We start from the raw sequence: 22,766 nt of genomic DNA, 5'->3' as shown, positions 1-22,766 counted from the left end.
TGCGCCTCTGGCTGTCAGATGAGCCTGGCGTCCCGAACGGGGCCCGGGAGGGGGAGGATCGTATGAGGAAGCGTGATCTGGTCGGCTTAGTGGGCCGTCGGGCAGCACTCCGGTACCTGCTGGCGGGGATCGCCGCTTCCGCGGTGTCGGGGTGCGGGAGTCCGGTGGAGAAGGCGGTCACCGCGTTCGCCGAGGGCTCCTGGAGGTTCACGACCAACACGGGCATCGAAGGGATCCTGACCATCACCAGCGACGGACAGTGGTCGGAGACCCGGTTGGGACTCTCGGGCCGGTGGGAGTACGACGCCTCCCGCCTCACGGTCACCATGGACGGCGTCGACAGTGAGGGCGCGGAGCCCTACCGCATCCCGTCGGTTCCGGAGCCCGCCAAGGAGGCTCTGTCCCGGGAGTACTCCATGCAGGGCGGCTGGGCGGTCGGCCTCGGCGAGAAGGTGAAGGCTCGCAGGGACAAGGACGACGTGGTCCTGGAGTTCGCGGACTTCTCGGACGGCAGCGAGGGCTCACCCGAGCACGTCGAGTCCTTGGTCTTCACCCTCACCCGCCTGAAAGAGGCGCCCTGACCCTGGCTCACCGGCGGCTCGCAGTCGAACGACCGCTGCCTCTCAAGATCCATATTCGATACACGACCGAGGAGCTGACCGGCCGATCACTCCTGGCGCGTCAGGTCGAGAGACCGCTCAGGCCCTGGGCTCAGGCCTCGCTCCGTACGACTGGTACCTGGAGCTGACAGGGCTCAAGCAGGTCGACCGCGCTGTTGGGAGACGTTTCATCGTCCGGATCACGGGCGGCCTCAGCCCGCTTGAGAGCTGGGCTTCTCCGTCGCTCCGCTCTTGCGCCGGTCTAGGCTTCGGCTCGAACACGAGAGTGAGGGGCAGACGGATCAATGGGCGGCAATTGTTGGTGGCAGACGGGACCGTACGACGTTGACCTAGAGGTCGCGTTCCGCCGGACCCAGGAGGCGGAACTGGCCAAGGACGACCACGGCTTCCCGGGCCGCACCGTGACGGAGCTATGGGAGAGCGAGGACTGGGCCGAGTTCATCTTCACCGGTGGCACTGCCACCGTCCTGGACCAGGTCCACACGGTCGATGCGACGGAGCCCGAAAACGGCCCCTACATGCGCCCGGTGACGGAGGAAGAGCTTCACACCTGGTGTCCTCACGGCAGGCCCACCGTTGCGGAGTGGGAGGCTTCCCTGCAGGCCGACCACGAGCTCTTCCCTCGTCGTGGCCTCGGCCGTTGCACCGTCCTGTACGAGGACGGCGAGCCGTCGGCGATCGGCTACTGGGGGGTGACGGCGGACTGAGCGCTGTCCCACAAGGGGCCGCTCATGACTTCGGGCGCGGCAGGGTGCCGTCCATCACCTGCAGCAACTTCCGAGCCGGCGTCGCGTCCTCCGGCCGGACCGAGGAGGCGACGCCCTCGATGATTGACCGGCCTGCGTACACGGCTGTCCTTGCGGCTGCCTCCCAGCCGGATTGCCGCTGGCGACCAGCGTCGTGGTCACGGACCTGGGCCGCCCCAGCGGCGGAGTGCCATGGGTCGGTTTGGTAGATGCTTCCCAGCAGGTCCAGCAGCTCGGCCTTGCAGGCCACGTGCGGGGACCCGGCCAGTTCGAGAAGGAAGGGGACCGTGGGAGCTGTTGCCTCGCCGACGACGAATCCCAGCGCACAGATGGCATCGCCCAGGTCATCGATGGCGATGCGGGCCGTGGCTTCATCCCCATAGGCGATCCGCGACAGCAGAGGGGGAATCCCGTCAGCGGCAGCCCCTGTCGCATCGCGCAGTTCTCCCCAGCGGATCCCGGAGACGCTCCTCAAAAGACTCCCCACGCCCTGCTCCTCATCAGATCCTCGTGCCGGCCCCAGCGGTGCCCTGAGCATTGTGCAGTCAGAGCGAGGCCCCAAGGTGGTGACCGCGCTGCGCCCTGCGGCGGGGTAGGCCGTGGGGGCTGTCGCCGGAGGATCGGGTGCTGCCGGTCACGGCGTACGGGTGCACGAACTTGACGCTGCGTCAGCTTGCCCCGTCCCTTGGGGCATCGCAGGCTGCGGCCGACCGCGTCATCAGACACCTGGGCCCCCTGCTCGCGCTCCGGCCGCGCAAGCGGTTCCGCAAGGAGACTGTGCTCATCGTGGATGGAGCCTTGGTCCCTCTACGCGACCACACGGTGGCGGTCCCGCCCTGCTGCGGGCGGGTGCCCGCGGCCAGATCGCGGTACGCCGTGAACTCGCCCTTGGTCAACGCCAGATGAAGCGTGAGCAGGTGAGATTCCGGGCCTCCGGGCCAGGGCAGGGTGTCGCCGGCGGCCCGAAGGCGTCTCGCTCGGGCAACTCACCGGACCGCCTCGACGTCCCACTCCATGACGGACGGCTGCCGATCACACGGGAGAGAACACGTGGCGAAGAAGGACCGGACGACGGACGCTGCGGGAGAGAAGGACCGCGAGAAGTGGATGGCGCGTTTCCAGGTACGGCTCGCCATGCAGCCGGGCGTGGACCGGGCGGTCGTGCTCCGGGCGGTCAAGGAGGTCACGACGTACTGCGGGGAGACGGGTGAGCATCCGCGGGCCGCCTTCGGCGACCCGGACGCCTACGCCGTGCGAACCGCCGAACGGTTGGTTCCGGAGGACCGGGCGGCGCGCGCGAGGCGGCGCGACGGCGGGGTTGCCGCGCTCGACTCCGTGCTCCAGCGGGCCAGGGACATCACCGGCATGTGACCGGTGAAGAGAGCCGCACGGCGCGGACGGCCCCTTCCATGCCGCGCGCGAAGGGGTGGGCGAAGTCCGCTGCCCGGGCGGGGGCGTCCCGGATGAGCCGTCGCTACTCCTCAGTCCGCCCGCGGCCTCCTGCTCCTCCGGCTTCGCCGTCGTACGGTCCTCCGGTCAGCTCGGGGGCGCGGGGTCGACCGTGAGTGCGGCGGCGACGGTGAAGAGGCGGGCGCAGCGCCGGGTCATGGCCTCCGGTGTCTCCTCGGGATGCTTGACCCACCAGCGGACGAGGGTGCCGACCAGGTCCGTCCAGACGTGGCGGAGCACGTCGGCGTCCATGGGGTCGGTGGATCCGGCGGCGCGCAGCAGCTCGATGGTGCCGTCGGCCGCGAGCGCGTCGATGGCCGTCCGGTAGATCGCCGCCGTCCGGGCCGCCTCACCGCCGGGCGGCAGGGAACGGTCGTAGAGGACGAACCACGCCTCCCGGCGTCCCTCCAGTGCGACGAAGATGCCGCGGAGCACCCGCAGGGGAGTGTGGGGGGTCGTTCCCTCCTCGCCCATGGCCGTGCGGATCGTGTCGAGCAGGCTGTCCCCGACGGGCGCCAGGCAAGCGACGTACAGGTCTTCCTTGGTGCCGAAGTACTGGTGCAGCAGCGTCTTGGTGACTCCGACGCGTTCCGCGACGGCGGCCAGGGAGGCGGCTGCGTAGCCGCGGCTTCCGAACTCCTCCGTGGCGGCTTCCAGCATCTGCTGCCGGCGCAGGTGCTGGGGGACGCCCTTGGTGCCGGCTTTCGAACGAGGGGTTGCCATGCATGGATATTATCAGTAAGTAATTTACCCCTTGGTAAATTCACTCGCGGCCTCTGGAGCGCCCATGTCCGGCACGACGACGCAGCCGACCCCTTCCGCCCCCCTTCGGTCCTGGTGGGGCTGGGGGTGGGAGAGCGCCCACCCCGACGACGCCGAGTGCGTGGCGATGGGCGCCCTGCTGCCCGGAACCCTGGCCCGACCGCTCCCCGTACCCCGTATCGCCGATCTGGACATCGGGGCACCCGCCGTCCAGCCCTCCGCGAGCCTGGCGCGGCTGATCAGCACCGATCCGGGCGACCGCGCGGCCCACGCGATGGGCAAGGCGTACCGGGACATCGCGCGCGCCCTGCGCGGTCGTCCGGGCCGGATCCCCGACCTGGTCGCGTTCCCGACGGGGGAGCGGGAGGTGGCCGACCTCCTGGACTGGGCCGGCGAACACCGGGTCGCCGTCGTGCCCTTCGGCGGCGGGTCCTCGGTGGTGGGCGGGATCGAGTACCGGGGCGACCGCCATCGCGCGGTGCTCTCCCTCGACCTGACCAAGATGGACCGGGTGCTGGAGGTCGACTCCGAGGGCAGGGCCGCCCGCATCCAGGCGGGGACGCTCGGACCGAGCCTGGAGAACCAGCTGCGTCCGCACGGCCTGACGCTCCGGCACTTCCCGCAGAGCTTCGAGTTCTCCACCCTCGGCGGCTGGCTCGCGACCCGGGCCGGCGGCCACTATGCCACCGGCCGCACGCACATCGACGACTTCGTCCAGTCCCTGCGGGTGGTCACCCCGGCCGGCACCGCGGAGTCGTGGCGGCTGCCCGCCTCGGGCGCGGGTCCCTCGCCGGACCGGATGTTCCTCGGCTCGGAGGGCTCGCTCGGCATCATCACCGAGGCGTGGGTACGGCTCCAGGCCCGCCCGGTCCACAAGGCGTCCGCCTCGCTCGCCTTCGACGACTTCGCCGCCGCGCTCGGGGCGGTCCGCGCCCTCGCGCAGTCCGACCTCGCCCCCGCCAACTGCCGGCTGCTCGACTCCGGCGAGGCCGCGCTGGCCGGTGCCGCGCGGGACGGCTCGGCCGTCCTCGTCCTGGGCTTCGAGTCCGCCGACGCCCCGGTCGACGCCCGGCTCGCACAGGCCGTCGACCTGGCTCGCTCCCACGGGGGCCGACGCGAGCCGTCCGGGGCCGGTGCGGACGGTGCTCCCGTCGACGGGGCGGTGAACGCGTGGCGGTCGGCGTTCCTGCGCATGCCCTACCTCCGGGACGGCCTGGCGCGGATGGGTGCCGTCGCGGAGACCTTCGAGACGGCGGCCACCTGGGACCGTGTCCCCGCCCTCGTCGAGGACGTCCGCAGGACGGTCAACGAGGCGGCGCTCAAGATCTCGGGCCACCCGGCCACCGTCAACTGCCGTCTCACGCACGTCTATCCGGACGGCGCGGCGCCCTACTTCACGGTGCTCGCCGCGGGCCGCCCGGGGGACGAGGTCGCCTTCTGGGACGAGCTGAAGGCGGTGGTGGGGGAGGTGCTCCACCGCCACCGGGCCACCATCACCCACCACCACGCCGTCGGCCGCGACCACCGGCCGGGCTACGACCGCCAGCGGCCGGAGCCGTTCGCCCTCGCGCTGCGCGCCGCCAAGGGCGCCCTCGACCCTTACGGCATCCTCAACCCGGGGGTGCTGGTGGACTGAGGCGTCCTCGCCCCGTCAGGCGCGCGGCGGTGTGCGGCCCGGCCGGTGGCGGGCTGGTCCTGGTGCATGCCCCGGCGTGTCGGTCACCGCGTCACCGTGTTCCTGGAGACGAACCGGTCGTCATCGACTGGCGGGCTGCGGGGAGGTGCCGGCGGGGTCTCAGTCGCGGGCGTTCAGTTCCGCGACGATCGAGGCCGGCGTGTGGCCGCTCCCGTCGGATGTCCGGTGGAAGTCGACCGAGACGAAGTTCGGGTCGCGGTCGCCGGCCGCCGGGCGGCATTGCTGGTTGATGCGGTCCCGCAGTTTGGCCCCGTTGTCCAGAGCGGCGTTGATGACCGTGGGAACGTTCCGATGGTGGCTCATGGTGAAGAGCCGCCGGAAGCCCGGTTCCTGACGGTCCAGCGGTACGTCGGACCACCGGCTGACGCAGGAGAGGTCGTTGCCGAGGTCCCCGAGGCTCCAGAAGTTGCTGACGGTCCAGGCCTTGTCGTACATGACCCCCAGGTGCTCACGGTCAGGCGCGTCGCTGAAGATCAGCAGGCGCTTCCCCGAGCCGACGAGGTCGGTCATCCTCGGCCACCCCTGCTGGCGCACGTTCCACGCATCCGGCCGGAAGAGCATCTGGGCGAGGCCGGGTACCCGGCCGAGTGAGTTGCCCAGTTGCTGGGCGCTGACGTAGTCCTCCAGGAAGATGGTCACCACCTCCTGGGGGTTCGCCGCGAGGAAGTCCACCACGGTCTGCATGCTGCTCTGGAAGGACTGACGGGGCAGCGCGTACGTGACCCCGGCGAAGGTCTTGCATTCGCCGTGGCAGAGGTAGACGTCGCTCGGGTAGCAGTCGCTTCCGAAGCTGATGACGCAGAGCCACGTGCTGCGCTCGTACCAGTGGGTGTCCAGGCTCAGGCCGCGCACGCCGTTCTCGAGCTGGTGGCGTATGGACTCGGACTGGCCCACCGAACTCCAGCGGGAGTCCTCGTAGTTGGTGAACGCGTTGTGGGTTCCGAGGAAGGAGACCTGGTCGAGTCGCCGGTCGCCCCAGCGTGCCTGGGCCTGGGCCACGGCGGAGCCGTTCGCCGTGGCGGCGGCGGCCGTGACGGATCGGGCGGGCGGGGTCGTCGCCGCACTGGCCAGGGCCGGTATCCCGAGAAGGCTCAGCAGGAGTAGGAGGACGAAGGAGAACCGGACGGGTCTCGTCGAGGACGTGGTCCCGGCCGAGCACGGTCCGGACCGCGGGGCCGCGCCGAGACGGGGGCTCCGGGATGGCATGTTCATGGTCGGCATGAGGGGGAGCGTAGCGCGCCGACCTTCCATTCAACCCTGTTTGTGAGGCTATTAGTTGATATGGCGTGAAGGCTTCGCCCGTCTCCATCGTCGATAGGCGGAGCGGTGTGCCACGGCCGACCTTCGCGGGGCGCCCCGCTGCCCCTGGCGAACCCGGTGGTACTGAACTACCAGTCAGTCGCATGCATGGTGTGCCCTTGAATCGACTGGCGCAAGACTCCCGGCACACCCCGTGCCGGGAGTCCCGGGCCGTCGGTGGTTACGGTGGACCGTGGGTCGTACGAGGCGGCACTGAGGGCGCGTGCTTGACCTCCTCGGCGTCAGCCATTAGCTTGCGGTCAACGATCACCCATGGCGACCGAGAGGAGGCGACCGGCGGATGTACACCTGCTCCGATCTGAGTCGCCTCGCCCACACCACGGTCTGGGTTCCGGGTCGTATCGCGCACGGCTGCTAGTACGCCCAGTACGCCGTTCTGCTGTGCCCCTCCGCGGCACATACCGCTTCTTCCCCTACCGCCCCGGCCCCGGCACATCGCTGTCGCGTGCCGCTTCGCGCCCGCCTCCGTGGCGTGGCGCCCCCCGAGCACAGAAAGTTGCCGGAAAATTGGCGAACATGATGAATCGACCGATCTCGCACCGAATCGAAGGCCCGTCATGGTAGCCGCGCGGATCACCGTCAACGGGAAGGAAACACCCCTCGCTCCCGCCGCGCCCCACACCACGGCGCTGGACTTCCTGCGTGAACGAGGCCTCACCGGCACCAAGGAAGGCTGTGCCGAGGGCGAATGCGGTGCCTGTTCCGTGCTCGTGGCCCGGCCCGGGGTGCACAAGCCCACCGACTGGGTGGCGGTCAACGCCTGCCTGGTCCCGGCCGCGGCGCTCGACGGTCAGGAGCTCATCACCTCGGAGGGCCTCGCCACGGCGGGCAGGCCCGGCACGGCGCCCACTCTGCACCCGGTGCAGGAGGAGATGGCGGTCCGCGGCGGCTCCCAATGCGGCTACTGCACACCGGGCTTCGTCTGCAGCATGGCCGCCGAGTACTACCGCCCCGACCGCCGTGTGAACGCCGAGTCCCCCCAGGGCGTGACGGACGGTGCCCACCGCACCAGCACCGTCGACACCGCCCGCGGCCACAGCCACCGCGACAGCACCGACCACGAGCACGACCACGAGCACGGTCCGAACGGCTTCGACCTGCACGCGCTGAGCGGGAACCTGTGCCGCTGCACCGGCTACCGCCCCATCCGCGACGCCGCATTCGCCGTCGGTACGCCCATCGCCGAGGACCCTCTCGCCCAGCGCCGAGAGCAGTCCCCGCCCGCGCCGGTCGCCACCGACTACGTACAGGACGCCAATTCGTTCCTGCGCAGGAACACCCTGGCCGAAACGCTGCGGTTGCTGCGCGAGCGCCCCGAAGCGGTGGTGGTCGCCGGCTCCACCGACTGGGGCGTGGAGGTCAACATCCGTTCCCGCCGGGCCGGTTGCGTGGTGGCAGTCGACCGTCTTCCCGAACTGCGGGAGCTGCGGTTCGAGTCCGACGTCATCGAGATCGGGGCGGCGCTGACGCTCACCGAGATCGAGCGGCGCCTCGACGGCGGTGTCCCGCTCCTCGCCGATCTGTTCCCGCAGTTCGCATCCCGGCTCATCCGCAACGGCGCGACCCTGGGCGGCAACCTGGGCACCGGCTCCCCGATCGGTGACAGCCCGCCGGCACTGCTCGCGCTGGAGGCATCGCTGGTGCTCACCGACACCGACGGTGAGCGCGAGGTCCCCCTCGCGGACTACTTCACCGGCTACCGGCAGAGCGTGCGCCGTCCCGGCGAGCTGATCCGAACGGTACGGGTCCCGCTGCCGCTGTCTCCGGTCACCGCCTTCCACAAGATCGCCAAGCGGCGCTTCGACGACATCTCCAGCGTCGCGGCCGCCTTCGCGCTCGACATCGAGGACGGGATCGTACGCAAGGCACGCATCGGCCTGGGAGGCGTGGCCGCCACCCCGATCCGCGCCCTCGCGACCGAGTCGGCCCTGGAGGGCAGGCCGTGGACGGCGGAGACCGTCGAGGCCGCGGCCGAGGTGCTGCGGGTCGAGGGCACCCCCATGGACGATCACCGAGCCAGCGCCGACTACCGCTCCGCGATGCTCGGCCAGAGCCTGTTGAAGACGTACGCGCAGACCACCGAGGCGGTGTCGTCATGAGTCGACTGTCCCAGCGTCCGGAGAAGCCGGTCGTCGGCGTCCCGATGCCGCACGAGAGCGCCGCGCTGCACGTCACCGGCGCCGCGCTCTACACCGACGACCTGGTCCACCGGACCAAGGACGTCCTGCACGCCCACCCGGTCCAGGTCATGAAGGCCCACGGCAGGATCACCGCGCTGCGCACCGAGCCCGCGCTCACCGTGCCCGGCGTGGTCCGCGTCCTGACCGCGGCGGACGTGCCCGGTGTCAACGACGCCGGGATGAAGCACGACGAGCCGCTGTTCCCCGACACGGTCATGTTCCACGGCCATGCCGTCGCCTGGGTGCTCGCCGAGACCCTGGAGGCGGCCCGGCTCGGTGCGGCGGCCGTCGAGGTGGAACTGGACGAACGGCCCTCTCTGGTCACGCTGCGGGAGGCCATCGAGGCCGGCAGCTTTCACGGCGCCCGTCCCGTGATGCTGACCGGCGACGTCGACGCGGGCTTCGCCGACTCCGCGCACGTGTTCACGGGAGAGCTCCAGTTCTCCGATCAGGAGCACTTCTACCTGGAGACGCACGCGGCGCTGGCCCACATCGACGAGGCCGAGCAGGTGTTCGTCCAGAGCAGCACGCAGCACCCCTCCGAGACCCAGGAGATCGTCGCCCACGTGCTCGGGCTGCACAGCCACGAGGTGACGGTGCAGTGCCTCCGGATGGGCGGCGGCTTCGGCGGCAAGGAGATGCAGCCGCACGGGTTCGCGGCCGTCGCCGCGCTCGGTGCCAAGCTGACCGGACGGCCGGTCCGGGTGCGGCTCAACCGGACACAGGACCTGACCATGTCCGGCAAGCGGCACGGGTTCCACGCCCAGTGGAAGATCGGCTTCGACGCGGACGGCCGCATCCGGGCCCTGGACGCCACCCTGACCGCGGACGGCGGCTGGAGCCTGGACCTGTCCGAGCCGGTGGTCGCCCGGGCACTGTGCCACATCGACAACACCTACTGGATTCCGAACGCGCGCATCGCCGGTCGCATCGCCAGGACCAACAAGGTCTCCAACACGGCCTTCCGGGGCTTCGGGGGACCGCAGGGCATGCTGGTGATCGAAGACATCATGGGCCGGTGCGCACCGCTGCTCGGCCTCGATCCGATGGAGCTGAGGGAGCGCAACTTCTACCAGCGGGGGCAGTCGACTCCGTACGGTCAGCAGGTCGTCCAGCCCGAACGGATCTCCGCGGTCTGGCAGCAGGTCCAGGACGACGCGGGCATCGCCGACCGCAAGCGCGAGATCGCCGCCTTCAACGCCGCGCACCCGCACACCAAGCGCGCGCTCGCGATGACCGGCATCAAGTTCGGGATCTCCTTCAACCTCACCGCCTTCAATCAGGGCGGCGCGCTGGTGCTGATCTACAAGGACGGCTCGGTCCTGATCAACCACGGCGGCACCGAGATGGGACAGGGCCTCCACACCAAGATGCTGCAGGTGGCGGCGACCACGCTGGGCATCCCGCTCCACAAGGTGCGACTGGCCCCGACGCGTACCGACAAGGTGCCCAACACCTCGGCCACGGCCGCGAGCGCGGGCACGGACCTCAACGGCGCCGCGGTGAAGAACGCCTGCGAGCAGCTGCGCGAGCGGCTGCTGCAGGTGGCCGCCACCCGGCTGGGGTCGAACGCCTCGGACGTACGCATCGTCGAGGGCGTCGCCCGCACCCTGGGCAGCGACCAGGAGCTGGCCTGGGACGACCTCGTGCGCACCGCGTACTTCCAGCGAGTGCAGCTGTCGGCGGCCGGCTTCTACCGCACCGAGGGTCTGCACTGGGACGCGAAGGCGTTCCAGGGCTCGCCGTTCAAGTACTTCTCCCACGGCGCCGCCGCGGCGGAGGTCGAGGTGGACGGCTTCACCGGCGCGTACCGCATCCGTCGGGTGGACATCGTGCACGACGTCGGCGACAGCCTGTCCCCGATGATCGACATCGGCCAGGTCGAGGGCGGCTTCGTGCAGGGCGCGGGCTGGCTGACGCTCGAGGACATGCGCTGGGACGCCGGTGACGGGCCGAACCGCGGCCGGCTGCTGACGCAGGCCGCGAGCACGTACAAGCTGCCCAGCTTCTCGGAGATGCCCGAGGAGTTCCACGTCACGCTGCTGCAGAACGCCACCGAAGAGGGCGCCGTGTACGGGTCCAAGGCGGTGGGGGAGCCCCCGCTCATGCTGGCGTTCTCGGTGCGAGAGGCGCTGCGGCAGGCCGCTGCCGCGTTCGGTCCGAGCGGGGTCAGCGTCGAGTTGGCGTCGCCCGCGACGCCTGAGGCGGTGTACTGGGCGATCCAGGCGGCCCGCCGGAGCGACGCCTCCCGGAACGGTGACGTCCCGCACGGCCACACCCGCAACGGGCCGGCGGCCGACGGCACGACCCGCGCCGAGGCAGAAGCGCTGAGCGGTGCCTGACATGACATGGGTCGCCGCGGTCACCAGGCTGCGAGCACGCCGGGAGCCCGGCGTACTGGTGACCGTCGCGGCCGTGCGCGGCCACGCACCCCGTGACGCCGGTGCGAAGCTCGTGGTGGGGCGGACCGAGACATGGGGCTCGATCGGTGGCGGCAACGTCGAGGCGGTCGCGATCGACCGGGCCCGGGAGATGATCGTCTCGGCCGAACCCGATCCGGAACTGCTCGACTTCGCCCTGAACGACAAGGTGACCAACCAGCACGGCGTGCAATGCTGCGGCGGCACGGTGTCGGTGCTGCTCGAACCACTCCCGGTGGTACGAGCGGTGGCCGTCTTCGGAGTCGGTCACGTCGGAATGGAACTGGCGCGCATCCTCGCGCGCCAGGACCTCGACCTCCATCTGATCGACAGCCGCTCCGCCATCCTCACCGAGCAGCGGCTCGACGTGCTCGCGGACGCGGTGGCCCAGATCCACGTGCACCACACACCGCTGTTGCCCGAGGACGTGCTCGAGGAGTTGCCGCACGGGACCCACGTCCTGATCATGACTCATGATCACGCCGAGGACGCTGCTCTGTGCGACGCCGCCTTGCGCACCACCCATCTCGGCTCGATCGGGCTGATCGGGTCGGCGGCCAAATGGGGACGCTTCCGCAGACGCCTCGTCACCGAGGGCGGCCACGCCGAGTCCACGATCGACCGGATCAAGACCCCGATCGGGCTCGGCGACATCACCGGCAAGGAACCCGCGACGATCGCCGTGAGTGTCGCCGCCGATCTGCTGCGCACCTTCGAAACCGAGGGGAGCTGATGCGCCCACTGGGCCGACGAGGCACGGTTCGACGATGCGACGTTCTCCGAAGACAGCGTGAAATCGCACATTGTCGCCGCGGGGGATTCGCCGCCCCCGTCGGTGACGTGGTGTCGGCTGCCCCGTACTTCATCGGCTGTGGGGGCGCTGCTGGACCTCCGAATCCGGCGTTTGGGGGTTCGACCCCCGGAAGCGGGTGAGTGTCTTCGTGAGGGTCTTCCATGGTGAAGAGTCCTCCTTGGCCGTCGCCGGCGATGACGTCCGGGGGACGCCCTCGCCGCCGGTCGCCTCGGCGAGGGCGTCGAGCGCCGACTCGGCGGCCTCCCGGTACAGGTCGCAGGACGCCGTCATGGCTTCGAGTGCCTTGGCGTACCTGGTGACCATGGCCCGTGCGTGGTCCAGCTCCTCGGCGGGGGTGAGCAGGTGCCAGCCTTGACGCAGCCGTGTCAGTGCCTGTTCGGCCTCGGCCGGCAGCGGCTGGGGCCGTGAGGCGAACTCCGTGATCTTGTCCAGGAGTTGCGTGGGTTCCGTGCCGTCCAGGAAGACATTGCGTACCGTGAAGCGTTCCGCGTCGTAATCGACGGTCTGCGGTGTCGGGGGCAGAATGACAGCGCCGCCGCGCGGAATCCCCACACCCAGCTCACGCTTCATCACGAAGTCGGCGATCAGTGCCTGGTCCGGAGTGGCCCGGTGTTCGACCACCCGGTGCCGCAGGCTCGGCGGCAGGAACGCGGTGATCGGCCGACGGCCCAGGGTGTCCGGCGTCATCGCCTCGTGGACCACGACATGGATGAACCAGCTCTGCCGGGTGCAGGACCGCAGCAGGCGGCGCAACTCGTCGTCGTCCTTGGGCAGGTGGTTCGCCGCTCGCAGGCGCACGCCGTCCACCGTCTCGTGGTCCCACGCGATCTGGTCGCTGTCGGGCCAGAACACGGTGGCAGGCGAGGGCCAGCCCGCTTCCCACGCCCGCTCGGCCTCGGCGGCGAGGACCCAGTCGACACCTGCGCTCTTCGTACGGCGGGACTCGGTCTCGTAGGTGGTCAGTTGCGCGCGTACCGTGACGCCGTCGGCCACGCGCCAGCGGGCCTCGAAGAGGCGGCGGGCGGACGGGCCGGGGTCGGCGGACTCGTCCCGGGGGTACAGGTCGCTGGAACGCGCCGCCTCGACGGGGTCGAGGTCCAGGAATTCGTCGATCACCTGGGCCGCCTTGAGGGCGAGCAGGTTGCGCCGGACGTCCCGCTCGGGCTCGGGCCCGATGTGGCGTCCACGCCCGAGCCAGGCGGTGTCGGGGACGGTGGTCGATGCAGTGCTGTTCTTGTCCATGGAACCGTTCGGTGGGCGATCAGGGCCCGACCAGTATGGTGCGCAGCCCGAGCGAGGGAAGCCGTACCCCCTCCGCGCCCGATGACTCTAGCCGTGCCCAGGAGTCCCTGACAGGGGGGAGCCGGGGCGTCGTCGGGGCCTCTGCTCGTCCTCCACGTGGCGTCGGCTGATCGTCGCAGAGAGATCGAAGGGCCACGGGTGGCCGTACGCCGGCTGTGTTCCGGCGCTGTCGGGGATCGTGCACCACCGGGATCCGGTCAGAGTGGTGCGGGGCCGTCGACCGTGTAGGTCTGGCCTCCGGCGTTGAGGTTGGCGCGTGCCTTGCGGTAGGCGCGGCGGCTGGGCGGGTCGGCGCCGGCATTCTGTTCGTCGCGGCGGGTGGTCAACGCGGCCAGGGCCTCGCGGGCCTCGACGGTGGTCCAGGCCGGCAGGTCGATCTCGCGGTGCTGTCGGGCCGCCGTCTGAATCGACAGGTAGACGTTCGCCGCGGCGACGGCCTGACTCGCCCGCTGGGGCGCGTTCACCGTGGTGAGGACCGCGCCCAGGCCGGCCGACAGCAGCGCCAGGATGCCGGCGGCGGTCGCGCCCGTGGACTCCACGAGCGCGGTCGTCCCCGCGATGGCGGCCAGCAGGGTCGCGGGGAGGCCGAGAGCCCAGTGCGTCGCCCGCCAGCGCTTGCCCTCTTCGAACTGGCACTGCGCGCTCCACATGGCGCTCTCCTCCAGACGGCGGAACTCCGCGTCGAGGGCCCGGCGGCGGTTCGCCTCGCCGTCGGCACCGGTCTCCGACGCCCCGCCCGGAGGGGCGTCCGGGACGGGGGTCGAGGCGGGGGCTGCCGGGTGCGATGCTGCGGCGGTCGGTGTGGCGTCCACCCGCCCACGGTAGCCGGGCCGGGTACGTCGAGGGGTCGGAACGTCCGCTTCTACGTGTTCTACGTGGGGAGTTCCTCCTCGTACGCGGTCAGGGCGGCGTGCGCGGGATGACGGGGTGGCAACCCGTCGACCAGCTCGTGCCAACGGGCCGGGCCGATCCGTTCGTTGGCCCGCAGCGAGGCGAGCAGCTTCGCCGGAGACACCCGGTCGAGGAAGAGCAACGGCACCGGTGGCCCGTCCAGGTCCACGTCGAACTGCCCGGCCGGAGCGGGGGCGGCGATCCGTCCGTGGAGCACCGGGCCGACATCGTCGAGCACCATCCAGTACCGCTCACCTCCCGGCGCTCCGGCGGCCTCGCCCGCCGGCCCGAGCAGCACGGGCTGACACGGAGGGCCCTCAGCGGCGTCCGGCGCTCGCCCGCCACCGGTCGCGGCCGCCTCCGCCGCGACGATGTCGATCTCCATCTCGACGGTCACCCGTCCAGCGCGCGTGACGGTCACCTCGGCCTCGACGGGCCCCCGCCCGAGCTGCGCGGCCGCCGGCTCGTCGTCCTCCCCGTCGGCGGCGCGAAGGACGAAGGTGGAGTCCATCCGGGCGGTGAGCGCGAGGTCTTCGGCCTCGGCACCGGGCTCCGGGGCGGTCAGCCGGGCGGCGGAGAGCCGCGCACTGTGGTGGAGGGCGGGGCTCGCCCCGATCCGCAGAGCGAGTCCGGCCAGTGCGCCGCGGGCCGACGTGGGCAGCCGCTCCGGATCCACCGCGAGGAGCCCGGTGAGCAGGGCCGACGCCTCCCGGCCGAACCAAGGACCGGGGCGTACGGTGCGGAGCCCGGCCTCCAGGACCGAAAGGGGTCCCGCGAGCGAGGTTGCGGCCGGGGTGAACCAATGGCGCAGTTCACCGTACGGAGCGGGGCGCGGCTCCTGTCCTGTACGGGGCGGGTGTCCGGGTTCGGCTGCGTGTCCGGGCTCGGGTCCGGCGAGGAGGTCGGCCGCCGCGTGGGCGGCGGCCTCGACCCGGTGCCACGGCAGACAGTGGAAGAGGGCGGCCGGCGCCGCCGTCTCCAGTGCGAGACGGTGCAGCAGGAAGTACCGCAGCTCCAGGCTCTCGCCGGCGAGCCGGTCCACGGTCGCGGGGTCGGCGGGGACGTCGGCCCACTGTTCCTCAAGCAGTGCGACGAGTTCCGCGCCGTCCGTCGAGACTTCCACGGGGGCGCCCCGGTCGTCGAGCTCGACCACGAGGGCCCCGTTCGGTGCCCGCAGGGCGAGCGCCCGTACGGGGACACCGGTCGGCCGCCGTACGGCTGCGTCGACCCGGGTCCAGCCGGGAGCGCGAAAACGCGCAGCCGTTCTGGCGTCGGCGCGCTCGTCGCCGTCGTTGATGGGGCCGAGCCGACCGGGTGCACCGGGGGTGCCGCCCGGCTCGACCCGGGCGACCCAGCCGCTCAGGGGACGGTGCGCGGGGAGGGCGTCGGCTCCGGTCACCACGTGCCCCTCTCGTCGGGACGGGCCCGTTCGGCCGGGTGCCCGGGGTTCTCCTGTCGCGTCGGTGCGGCCAGCCGGTCGAGAAGGCCGGACATGGCCGGTCCGTATGCGCGGAGCGACTCCGCCTGGGCGGCCGTCGGCCCTCCCGGCACCCACGCCTCCCACAGGCCCGCGAGCCGCGGCAACCCCTCCGGGCCGCCGTCGAGCCGCGCGGCGAGGTCCGCGGGCAGGTCGGCGGCCCAGGCCCCCAGCGCGGTGTCGTCCAGGCCGGCCCGGGCGTCCCAGCGGATCCGGAACTTGGCTGCCCGCAGCAGGAGTTCGGCGCAGACGTCGGGCCGCTCCGGGGTTCCCGGCAGGGCGAGCCGGAGTGGACGTGGTGTGGCCTCGGCGTGGTGTCCGAGATCGGTGAGGGCCCGCCCCAGCGGGTCGAGGACGAGCCGCCGTACGGGGTCGTACAGCAGGGTGTTGACCGTGAGGTCGCGCTGCCGGGCGTCCTGGAGCAGGTCGGTCCCGGTCGCCGGATACGGCATGCCGGTGAGGCCGAGACCCCGGTACTCCAGGGTCCGCCGGTCGCGGCGGACGGCGAGCACGGAGCAGACGAGGGAGCGCGGGCTGAAGAGCCGGGGGAGTTCCGCGCTGTCGCCGTCGAGGAGCAGCACCTCGTCGACGATGGTGAGGAAGGCGCCGGCCGGTGCAGTGCCGGTCGCATCCAGGTCGTGTGCCGTGGCGGGGGCGGCTTCGGTCCGCGGGTCGTGTGGCGGGTCGGGGACGCCTGCCGTCCCCTCGATGCTTGCCGTGTCGGAGACGGCCCCCGTCACCAGGTCGCGCGGCACTCCACCGGCCAGCCAGACGCTGTGGCCGTCGGCGGTGAGCCGGTCGACGAGGACGCCGAGGTAGCCGGCGGCGTCCGGCCCGTACAGCAGCCTTTCGAAGGCGGTGACCAGACCGGGGGCGAGGTCGTCCGCGTGGTGCACGTGCCGGTCGTCGAGCTGGTGGTACGGGGGAGGTCCCGCCCGTTCCAGCGTGGGATGGTCGGCGGGGTCGGCGCTCCGTGCGGGCGGTCCGTCGGCGTGCTGGTCGCCGTCGAGCAGCAGCCGGTCCGCGAAGCGGGCGCCGGCTTCTTCGGCGCCGCTCGCGGAGGAGGCGGCGGACGCGGAGTACCTGGAGTCGGCGGAGGGCGCGGCCCCCTCGACATGTCCGAAGCCGAGCACCCGACGGCCGCCCAAGAGGTCGCCGGTCATGATGGGGCCGCCGCCCGGCCGCCGAGAGTCACCCCGGGCCTGCCCCTCAGGGTCCCCGACTTCCCGCTCCGGGACCCCGGCCTCCCGCATCAGGCCGCCTGCGTCACGTATCAGGCTGCCCGCCTCTCGCATCGGGACGCCCGCTTCCCGCATCGAACCGCCCGCCTTCCGCTCCCGGCCCGCGGTCTCTTCCTCCCCGTACTTCCTCGGCGTCGGAACCGCGGCGGAGTCCGTCACCGTCGGGTCGCTCATCCCGCCGCCAGGCCTGTCCACACTGCCGCCCCCTTCGCGTCGGTCCGTACGAGGAGCGGGACCATCGCGGCGCCGCCGCTCCAGCTGTCGTAGACGACGCCGCCGTAGTCGACGTTCCCCTCGTCGGGCCGCAGGCCGAGCAGGGCGACGTCCTCGAGCTGCTGCGGTGTACAGGTGATGTCCTGTTCGGGCTGGTCCACGCAACTGCCCAGCGCGGGGTACATCAGCCCCTCCGTGCCGTTGCGCCCGGGGTGCGCGCGGATGGCTCGCAGGACGGCCGCCGCACCGTCCTTCCCGCGGATCCACTGGTGCACCCCCGGCCGGCAGGTCCCGCACAGGGCGACGAGCCGCTCGGTGTCCCCGCGTGCGGCCGCCTCCTCGATCTGACGGGCCAGCCGGACCACGGCCTCGGGCAGTCGCGCGCCGTGGTCGTCCACGGTGGTCACGGCAGCGCCCGGGGGCTGCGGGGCAGCGGCGGGCGGCTGGGCCGCGGTGCTCTCGGCGGGGGTGAAGGCGAAGGCGGACACCCCCTTCCCCAGCGTCTGTTCCCGGCCGCCCGAGCTCAGGGTCAGGGTCCCGGTGTATCCGGCGACGCCGGACTGCGCCCGGGCGAGGCCGGTGGACGACACGTCCATGGCGAGTCTGGCCACGCGCCCGTCCCCGCCGAGCGCGATCCCGAGCAGGCCGGTGCCGAGGAAGGTGTGGACCCCGCCCCGCACGTAGTAGGAGACGAACCGCTCGGGGCCGATGACCTGGCAGCTCGCGAGAGGGCCGTAGGTGACGGTGAGTCCGTCGCCGGCCCGGGCGAAGGAGCCGAGGGAGCGTTGCCGGTCACCGATCAGGGCCCGCCGGAAGGCGGCATCGTCCGGCAGGTGCCGTACGGGCTCCTCGGCGGTGGCGCCGGAGTGGGTGAGCAGGGTCGACCTCGTCCAGCAGGCACCGCCACTGTCGGAGGTGCCCCAGGCGAGAGCCTTGCCGTCGGGGGCCCGCAGGGCGTCTCTGAACGTGGTGGGCTTCGTCGGCGGCAGGAGTCCGCGGACCGTGCCGCGCCGGTCGACGGCGGACACGGTGCCCTGGCCGCGGGTGACGCCCGGGCCCTCGGGCAGCACGGCGAAGACGATGACGTCGTCGGGCCCGCCGACGGCGAGCTGGGCGTACGCCCCCTGCGCCTTGCCGAGCGTGACGCGATGCGCGCGCTCGGCGGGGTAGCCCGGTGGGAAGAGCGCGAGGGAGGTGCCGTCCGCGGCCAGGGTCGCCACGTCCCGGCCGAGGAAACCGACACCATGGCAGGGGCAGGGCTCGGAGTGCACGGTGCCCTTGGCCACGTCGTAGATGTGGATCTCGCCGGTGCCGCTCGCGTTCGCCTCGTCGAGCCAGGCCAGGCGGCGCGCGTCGGGCGACCACACGACCTCGGAGGGCGGGGGCGCGGCGTCGGTCGGCGCGGCGCGCCAGGTACGACCTGCCGCGTCGGCCAGCATCACGGCCCGCTTCTCGGGCTGGACGAAGGCGAGGACCGGGCGGGTCCGGTCCGGCCCGGACCCGGCGGCGCCGGTGGGCGGGCGGGTCCCGGCCGGGGCGGCGCCGTCGTCGGTGGCTGTGCAGCCCACAGCGGCGATCATCCCCGCGAGGAGGAGGGCCGCCGCCCGGCGACCGGTCCGGTGCCCGAGGCCCGAGGACGGACCCGCCCCGCCCGCACGCCGTGCGCCCGCCCCACCCCCACCTCGTGCGCCCGCCCCGCCCGCACGTCGTGGGGCCGCCGCGGCCTCGCACGGCGGCCCCCCGTCGTACGGGCGGGCCGAGGGCTGTGCGGGCCCCGGTGCCGGTCCGGCCTGCCGGGCTGGTGGTGCCTCGGGTGACCCTCCCGCGCCCGACAGGCGGGCGGGAAGGAGACCGGGGAGACGGACCCATGGCATGGTGGCGGCCCTCATTTCTTCTCGGCGCAGAGATCGATGTAGGGCTCGGTGGGGCCGACGAGGTCTAGCCATTCCTCGGGGGTGAGCCCGGAGCCGGTCCATTGGCACAGCACCTCGCCCCAGTCGATGGCGCCCACCCGCCACAACTCGACCGGTCCGGCGGGCCGGTCGCCTTCGCGGCCGCGCGGGGACCGGGTGATTCCTGCCAGCACCTCGCCGGTCGGCGACCAGCGCAGGTGAAGGATCTCGTCCGTGCCGGAGACCCGCAGCTCGGGCAGGGCGAGGTCGCCGGTGGACGTGTCGCGTACGGTGACCCGGTCGGCGTACCCGACCGCGACCCGACCGCCGTCGGGCGACAGCGCGATCGAGGACGGCGTGGTCACGGCGCCGGTGAGGTGCAGCGGTCGGCCGGTCTCGCGAAGGTCGGCGTCGAGGAACCGCACGGTGTTGTCGAGGCCGAGGAGGGCCACCCGCGACCCGTCCCGGCTCCAGGCGAACCGGAGGACCCGCGGGGCGGCGACCGCCTTGGTGGTGCGTTTGTGCAGGTCCACGAGGACGAGACGGGCGTCGTCGGCACCGGCCCGCTCCAGGGCGAGGGCGAGCGGCCGGCTCTCGTGCAGGGTGAACCCGAGGCCTTCGCTCGCGCCGAGCGGGATGGCGCCCAACGGCTTCCACGTACGGGTGGACCACAGGTACAGGGGGCCGTCGACGTGCCGTGCCACGAGCAGGTCCTCGCCCGGCACGAACCCGACGCCGACGGCGATGCGGTGGGCGCTGGAGGGGGTGCCCTGGTCGGCGCCGGGTGGTTCCAGGTCACGTAACAAGGTCCCGTCCTTGCGCCATACGACGATCTTGGCGGCCCCCTTGAACTGTCCGGCCGAGGCCACGTACGTGGGGGAGGAGGCCGCGTCGTTGATGAACTGGCCCGCCGAATCGAACGTCACGAGGGCCGGGTATTCCGACATCGCCGGGTTCTGCTGGTAGGCGAGCGGCTGAGGGCGCACCTGACGGAGACCGTAGGAGAGTTTCCCGCTGACGCTGCTGAGCAGCAGCGATCCGTCCGTTGCGAAACTGGCGGCGCTCGACGCCCCGCCGGGCAGCAGGCCGAGCGGCCCCGGGCGGCGGTCCAGCACGCCGATCCAGCCGTCCCGGCCGGCCGCGACGACGGTGAACCGGTCGCCGACAGCGGCGGCGCTCGCCGCTCCGCCGCGGGGCCGTTCCATTCCCCGGCTCGTGGCCGCGTCGCCCCCGGTGCCCAGCGGGACCAGCGCGGTGCCTCCGTCGCCCGCGATGACGACGCTTCCGTTGTGTTCGATCATGGCCTTCGGGGGATCGGCCAGTCCGCCGACTGGGTAGTCGAGCGGGCGCCCACGCTGCCGGTCCCAGGCGAACACCCCGCGCGGGGTGGCGAGCACCACGAGCGCGTCGTTGGCCCCGACGGCGAAGGCCTGTCCCGGGATGTCCTCGTCCTTGATCTCGGACGCGACCTTGTGGGTGTCCAGGCCGACGGAGACCACCCGGTTCTCGTCGAGGAGGAGGACTGCCCGCTCCTCGCCCGGCAGTTGGCCGGAGGCCCACGGGGCCCGCGCGACCGCGGCGTCGAGGACCCGCCAACGGGCCTGCGGGGCACCCCCGGGTCCGGCCCGCCGGCAGTCGGACTCCTCTCGCGTGAGCACGTCGAACTGGGCGATGGTGCCGTCGTTGAACACCTCGATCAGTCGGTTCCCGGGCTCGGTGAACGCGGTCGCCACCCGGTACGTGCCCGGGGCCGCGCAGCTCGGCTCCGGAAGGGTTCCGAGGGGCGCGGGCACGGCGCCCTGCGCCGAGTAGAGGTGGATCCCGTCCTCGGCCTCGGCGGCGAGCAGCCCCGCCGGTGCGCTGTACACCAGGCGGCCGACCTCGGCCGGGATCCTGCCCAGAGCCTTGCCGGTCCGGAGGTCCCACGCCTTGAGGTAGGGGTCGTCCCCGGTGGTGTACACCCGGTTCCGTTCGTCGTCGACGGCGATGCTGTCGACGGTGCCGGGGCTCGCCTTCCAGGCGATCCGCAGACCGGAGTTGGTCTCCAGGACGTCCCGCATGGCCTGCTCGGCGTTGGGAGTGCCGGAGTCGATCCGCTTCCCGGCCAGTGCGAGGAGTCCCGCCAGCCTGGGCTCGGTGGCGCGCCGTGTCAGGGCCTCGGTGACGAGGTCGGCGGCCAGCGCCCGGCGCGCGCGCTCCTCGCCGCGGTCCCAGAGCCCGTACGCGGCCGCACCGCCGACCATGACCAGGGCGATCAGGATGCCGATGACCGATGCCCCGGACCGCACGAGGACGTGCATGTCGACCGTGCGGGCGGCCTTCGCGGCGTCGGGGACGGTATCGACGCCCTTCAGCCGGGCTGCCCGGTCGTCCTTCCACACCTCCCGGGCCTTCGGCAGGTCCCCCTCGGGGAGGATGACGGTCTGGCCGTTGTCGGCGACGCGGAGCTTCTTGTCGTAGCCGCCGACGCCGGTCAGCCGGCCTTCGGCGGTCCCGTCGAGCGCGCCGACCAGCGCGGTCCGCGGGTTGAGCCTCCGGACGGTCACGAAACGCCGTAGGCGACCCCTGCTCTGCCGCCGGACCTCGTCCAGGAGAACGGCGAAGGCGCAGCCCAGCGAGGGATCGGCTGCCATCGCGGTGACGCCCTCGTCGTCGGTGAGCGACCAGAGGACGGTTCCGCCGATTCCATCGTTCGCTGCCGTCCAGGCGTTCCGCAGGGAGTCGTGGAACTTCTCGTCGGCGCGGAAACCCGACATGGTGCGGGGGTCCGGAACGAGCGCGGGCGGTCCCTCCGGTAACAAGGTCACGCTCAGCGTGCCGCGCACCCCGATGTTCCCGCCGTCGAAGAGCACGCTCGCCGACGCCACGGGCTCCGGTTCGGGCAGGGCGCCGTCGAGTGTCAGCAGCCAGAGCAGGAGGGGTAGCGCCAGGTCCCGGTCCTCCGCACCGAGCCCCTCGATCAGGCGCCGGATCCGTGCCTGGTGCCCGACCGCCGCGCGCGGGGCGGGGCCGGACAGGAAGCGGTCGAGCAGACCGGACGCCGGCCCGTCGGGGGAGGGTAACTGTGCCCAGGAGTGCCGCAGCCAGCGCGCACCGGTGGCGAGCTCCTGCGAGGCACGGTCGGCATCGTCGACCATGGCGAGACCCATCGCGGCGGAGGCCCGCAGCGCCTGGGAGACGCCCGGTTCCGACTCTCTCGCCGGGCGGTACGGCGGATCGTCCGCCAGTGCGAGGACACAGGTCCGTGCCGCCGCTCGGGGCGTCAGGAGCGCGTGCAGCTGCGTCCTTCCGTCCCGGAGGACACGGAGGGAGGCCACGTCCTCGGCGGCCACCCGCGCACGCAGGTACCCGAGCGCGGGCTGCGCGGCAGAGAGGAGCGTTTGCCGGGCGAGGGCCCGGTCATGGCCCATCGACAGCCTCGGCCCGCTGACCAGGGCGCCGACGTCCAGTGGTGCGGACAGCCCGTCAGCCATCGCCATTCCCCCTCGTGCCCGACCCGCGGAGTGGTGCCACCGCCGGTCCAGGAGGACATAGTGACACCGGGAACGCCCTCGCACAGGGGAGTTGACGTACTACGGAGACACTTCGAAGGGGTCGGCTGTTCGGGAGTCGAACGGATGCTCCTGCGGTGGTCGCGGAGGACGGTCGGCTTCTGGAGCGGCCGCGTCGGCGCCGCGGCGCCTCGCGGGGCCGGATGTGCGTGGGGTGCGCCTCCTCGCCCGCAGTGCAGGGCTACCGATCCG

The 22,766-nt window shown here is 72.3% G+C and carries 16 protein-coding genes and 1 pseudogene; 8 read left to right on the top strand and 9 right to left on the bottom strand.

Features of this window, described 5'->3' with window-relative positions; all coding sequences use genetic code 11:
- Window positions 1–62: 62 nt before the first annotated feature.
- Window positions 63–581, top strand: coding sequence for a hypothetical protein (locus tag OG259_RS00655; protein ID WP_328940351.1), 519 nt, complete (start codon window positions 63–65; stop codon window positions 579–581).
- A gap of 323 nt (window positions 582–904) precedes the next feature.
- Entirely contained in the window at window positions 905–1,327 is a 423-nt protein-coding gene (locus tag OG259_RS00650) for a hypothetical protein (RefSeq protein ID WP_328940350.1), read from the top strand.
- A gap of 22 nt (window positions 1,328–1,349) precedes the next feature.
- On the opposite strand, the gene OG259_RS00645 is transcribed toward OG259_RS00650, so the two are convergent.
- Window positions 1,350–1,853 (bottom strand): hypothetical protein, encoded by a 504-nt coding sequence (locus OG259_RS00645; protein WP_328940349.1) that lies wholly within the window; start codon window positions 1,851–1,853, stop codon window positions 1,350–1,352.
- 92 nt (window positions 1,854–1,945) lie between these two features.
- On the opposite strand from OG259_RS00645, the pseudogene OG259_RS00640 reads away from it, so the two are divergent.
- Window positions 1,946–2,194: pseudogene (locus OG259_RS00640) on the top strand (IS5/IS1182 family transposase); the annotation flags it as partial.
- A gap of 222 nt (window positions 2,195–2,416) precedes the next feature.
- Window positions 2,417–2,737 carry a hypothetical protein gene (locus tag OG259_RS00635; protein ID WP_328940348.1) on the top strand — a complete coding sequence of 107 codons (321 nt, stop codon included), beginning with the start codon at window positions 2,417–2,419 and terminating at the stop codon, window positions 2,735–2,737.
- Window positions 2,738–2,902: 165 nt separating this feature from the next.
- Here OG259_RS00635 and OG259_RS00630 read toward each other — a convergent pair whose 3' ends face one another.
- Window positions 2,903–3,538, bottom strand: a complete 636-nt coding sequence (locus OG259_RS00630) for a TetR/AcrR family transcriptional regulator (RefSeq protein ID WP_328940347.1) — start codon at window positions 3,536–3,538, stop codon at window positions 2,903–2,905.
- Window positions 3,539–3,602: 64 nt separating this feature from the next.
- On the opposite strand from OG259_RS00630, the gene OG259_RS00625 reads away from it, so the two are divergent.
- A complete protein-coding gene (locus OG259_RS00625; RefSeq protein WP_328940346.1) occupies window positions 3,603–5,213 on the top strand; it encodes an FAD-binding oxidoreductase in 1,611 nt (536 codons plus the stop codon).
- A 159-nt stretch (window positions 5,214–5,372) separates the two neighbouring features.
- Here the strand turns inward: OG259_RS00625 and OG259_RS00620 are convergent, their stop codons facing one another.
- Window positions 5,373–6,494, bottom strand: coding sequence for a PI-PLC domain-containing protein (locus OG259_RS00620; protein WP_328940345.1), 1,122 nt, complete (start codon window positions 6,492–6,494; stop codon window positions 5,373–5,375).
- A 656-nt stretch (window positions 6,495–7,150) separates the two neighbouring features.
- Here OG259_RS00620 and OG259_RS00615 point away from each other — a divergent pair.
- Genes OG259_RS00615 through xdhC form a run of 3 tightly spaced genes read left to right on the top strand, consistent with a single transcriptional unit; the run spans window position 7,151 to window position 11,926 of the window.
- Complete coding sequence (locus OG259_RS00615) at window positions 7,151–8,692, top strand: xanthine dehydrogenase small subunit (protein WP_328940344.1); 1,542 nt, start codon at window positions 7,151–7,153, stop codon at window positions 8,690–8,692.
- A complete protein-coding gene (xdhB, locus tag OG259_RS00610) occupies window positions 8,689–11,115 on the top strand; it encodes a xanthine dehydrogenase molybdopterin binding subunit (protein WP_328940343.1) in 2,427 nt (808 codons plus the stop codon). The genes OG259_RS00615 and xdhB overlap by 4 nt, the downstream gene beginning before the upstream one ends.
- Before the next feature lies 1 nt (window position 11,116).
- Window positions 11,117–11,926, top strand: coding sequence for a xanthine dehydrogenase accessory protein XdhC (gene xdhC, locus OG259_RS00605; RefSeq protein WP_328946953.1), 810 nt, complete (start codon window positions 11,117–11,119; stop codon window positions 11,924–11,926).
- Between the two features lie 129 nt (window positions 11,927–12,055).
- On the opposite strand, the gene OG259_RS00600 is transcribed toward xdhC, so the two are convergent.
- From OG259_RS00600 to OG259_RS00575, 6 genes are all read right to left on the bottom strand, one after another.
- Window positions 12,056–13,249, bottom strand: a complete 1,194-nt coding sequence (locus tag OG259_RS00600) for a hypothetical protein (protein WP_328940342.1) — start codon at window positions 13,247–13,249, stop codon at window positions 12,056–12,058.
- A gap of 257 nt (window positions 13,250–13,506) precedes the next feature.
- On the bottom strand, window positions 13,507–14,121 hold the full coding sequence (locus tag OG259_RS00595) for an SLATT domain-containing protein (RefSeq protein WP_328940341.1): 615 nt from the start codon (window positions 14,119–14,121) through the stop codon (window positions 13,507–13,509).
- 59 nt (window positions 14,122–14,180) lie between these two features.
- Window positions 14,181–15,599 (bottom strand): hypothetical protein, encoded by a 1,419-nt coding sequence (locus OG259_RS00590; protein WP_328940340.1) that lies wholly within the window; start codon window positions 15,597–15,599, stop codon window positions 14,181–14,183.
- Window positions 15,596–17,113 carry a hypothetical protein gene (locus tag OG259_RS00585; protein WP_328940339.1) on the bottom strand — a complete coding sequence of 506 codons (1,518 nt, stop codon included), beginning with the start codon at window positions 17,111–17,113 and terminating at the stop codon, window positions 15,596–15,598. The genes OG259_RS00590 and OG259_RS00585 overlap by 4 nt, the downstream gene beginning before the upstream one ends.
- Window positions 17,089–18,711, bottom strand: a complete 1,623-nt coding sequence (locus tag OG259_RS00580) for a hypothetical protein (protein WP_328940338.1) — start codon at window positions 18,709–18,711, stop codon at window positions 17,089–17,091. The genes OG259_RS00585 and OG259_RS00580 overlap by 25 nt, the downstream gene beginning before the upstream one ends.
- Window positions 18,712–19,016: 305 nt before the next feature.
- Window positions 19,017–22,496 carry a WD40 repeat domain-containing protein gene (locus OG259_RS00575; RefSeq protein ID WP_328940337.1) on the bottom strand — a complete coding sequence of 1,160 codons (3,480 nt, stop codon included), beginning with the start codon at window positions 22,494–22,496 and terminating at the stop codon, window positions 19,017–19,019.
- Window positions 22,497–22,766 lie beyond the last annotated feature (270 nt).

The organism is Streptomyces sp. NBC_00250, assembly GCF_036192275.1.
GTDB lineage: Bacteria > Actinomycetota > Actinomycetes > Streptomycetales > Streptomycetaceae > Streptomyces.
The sequence above is the reverse complement of the archived record's forward strand: the minus strand, read 5'-3'. Positions and strand labels throughout refer to the sequence as shown.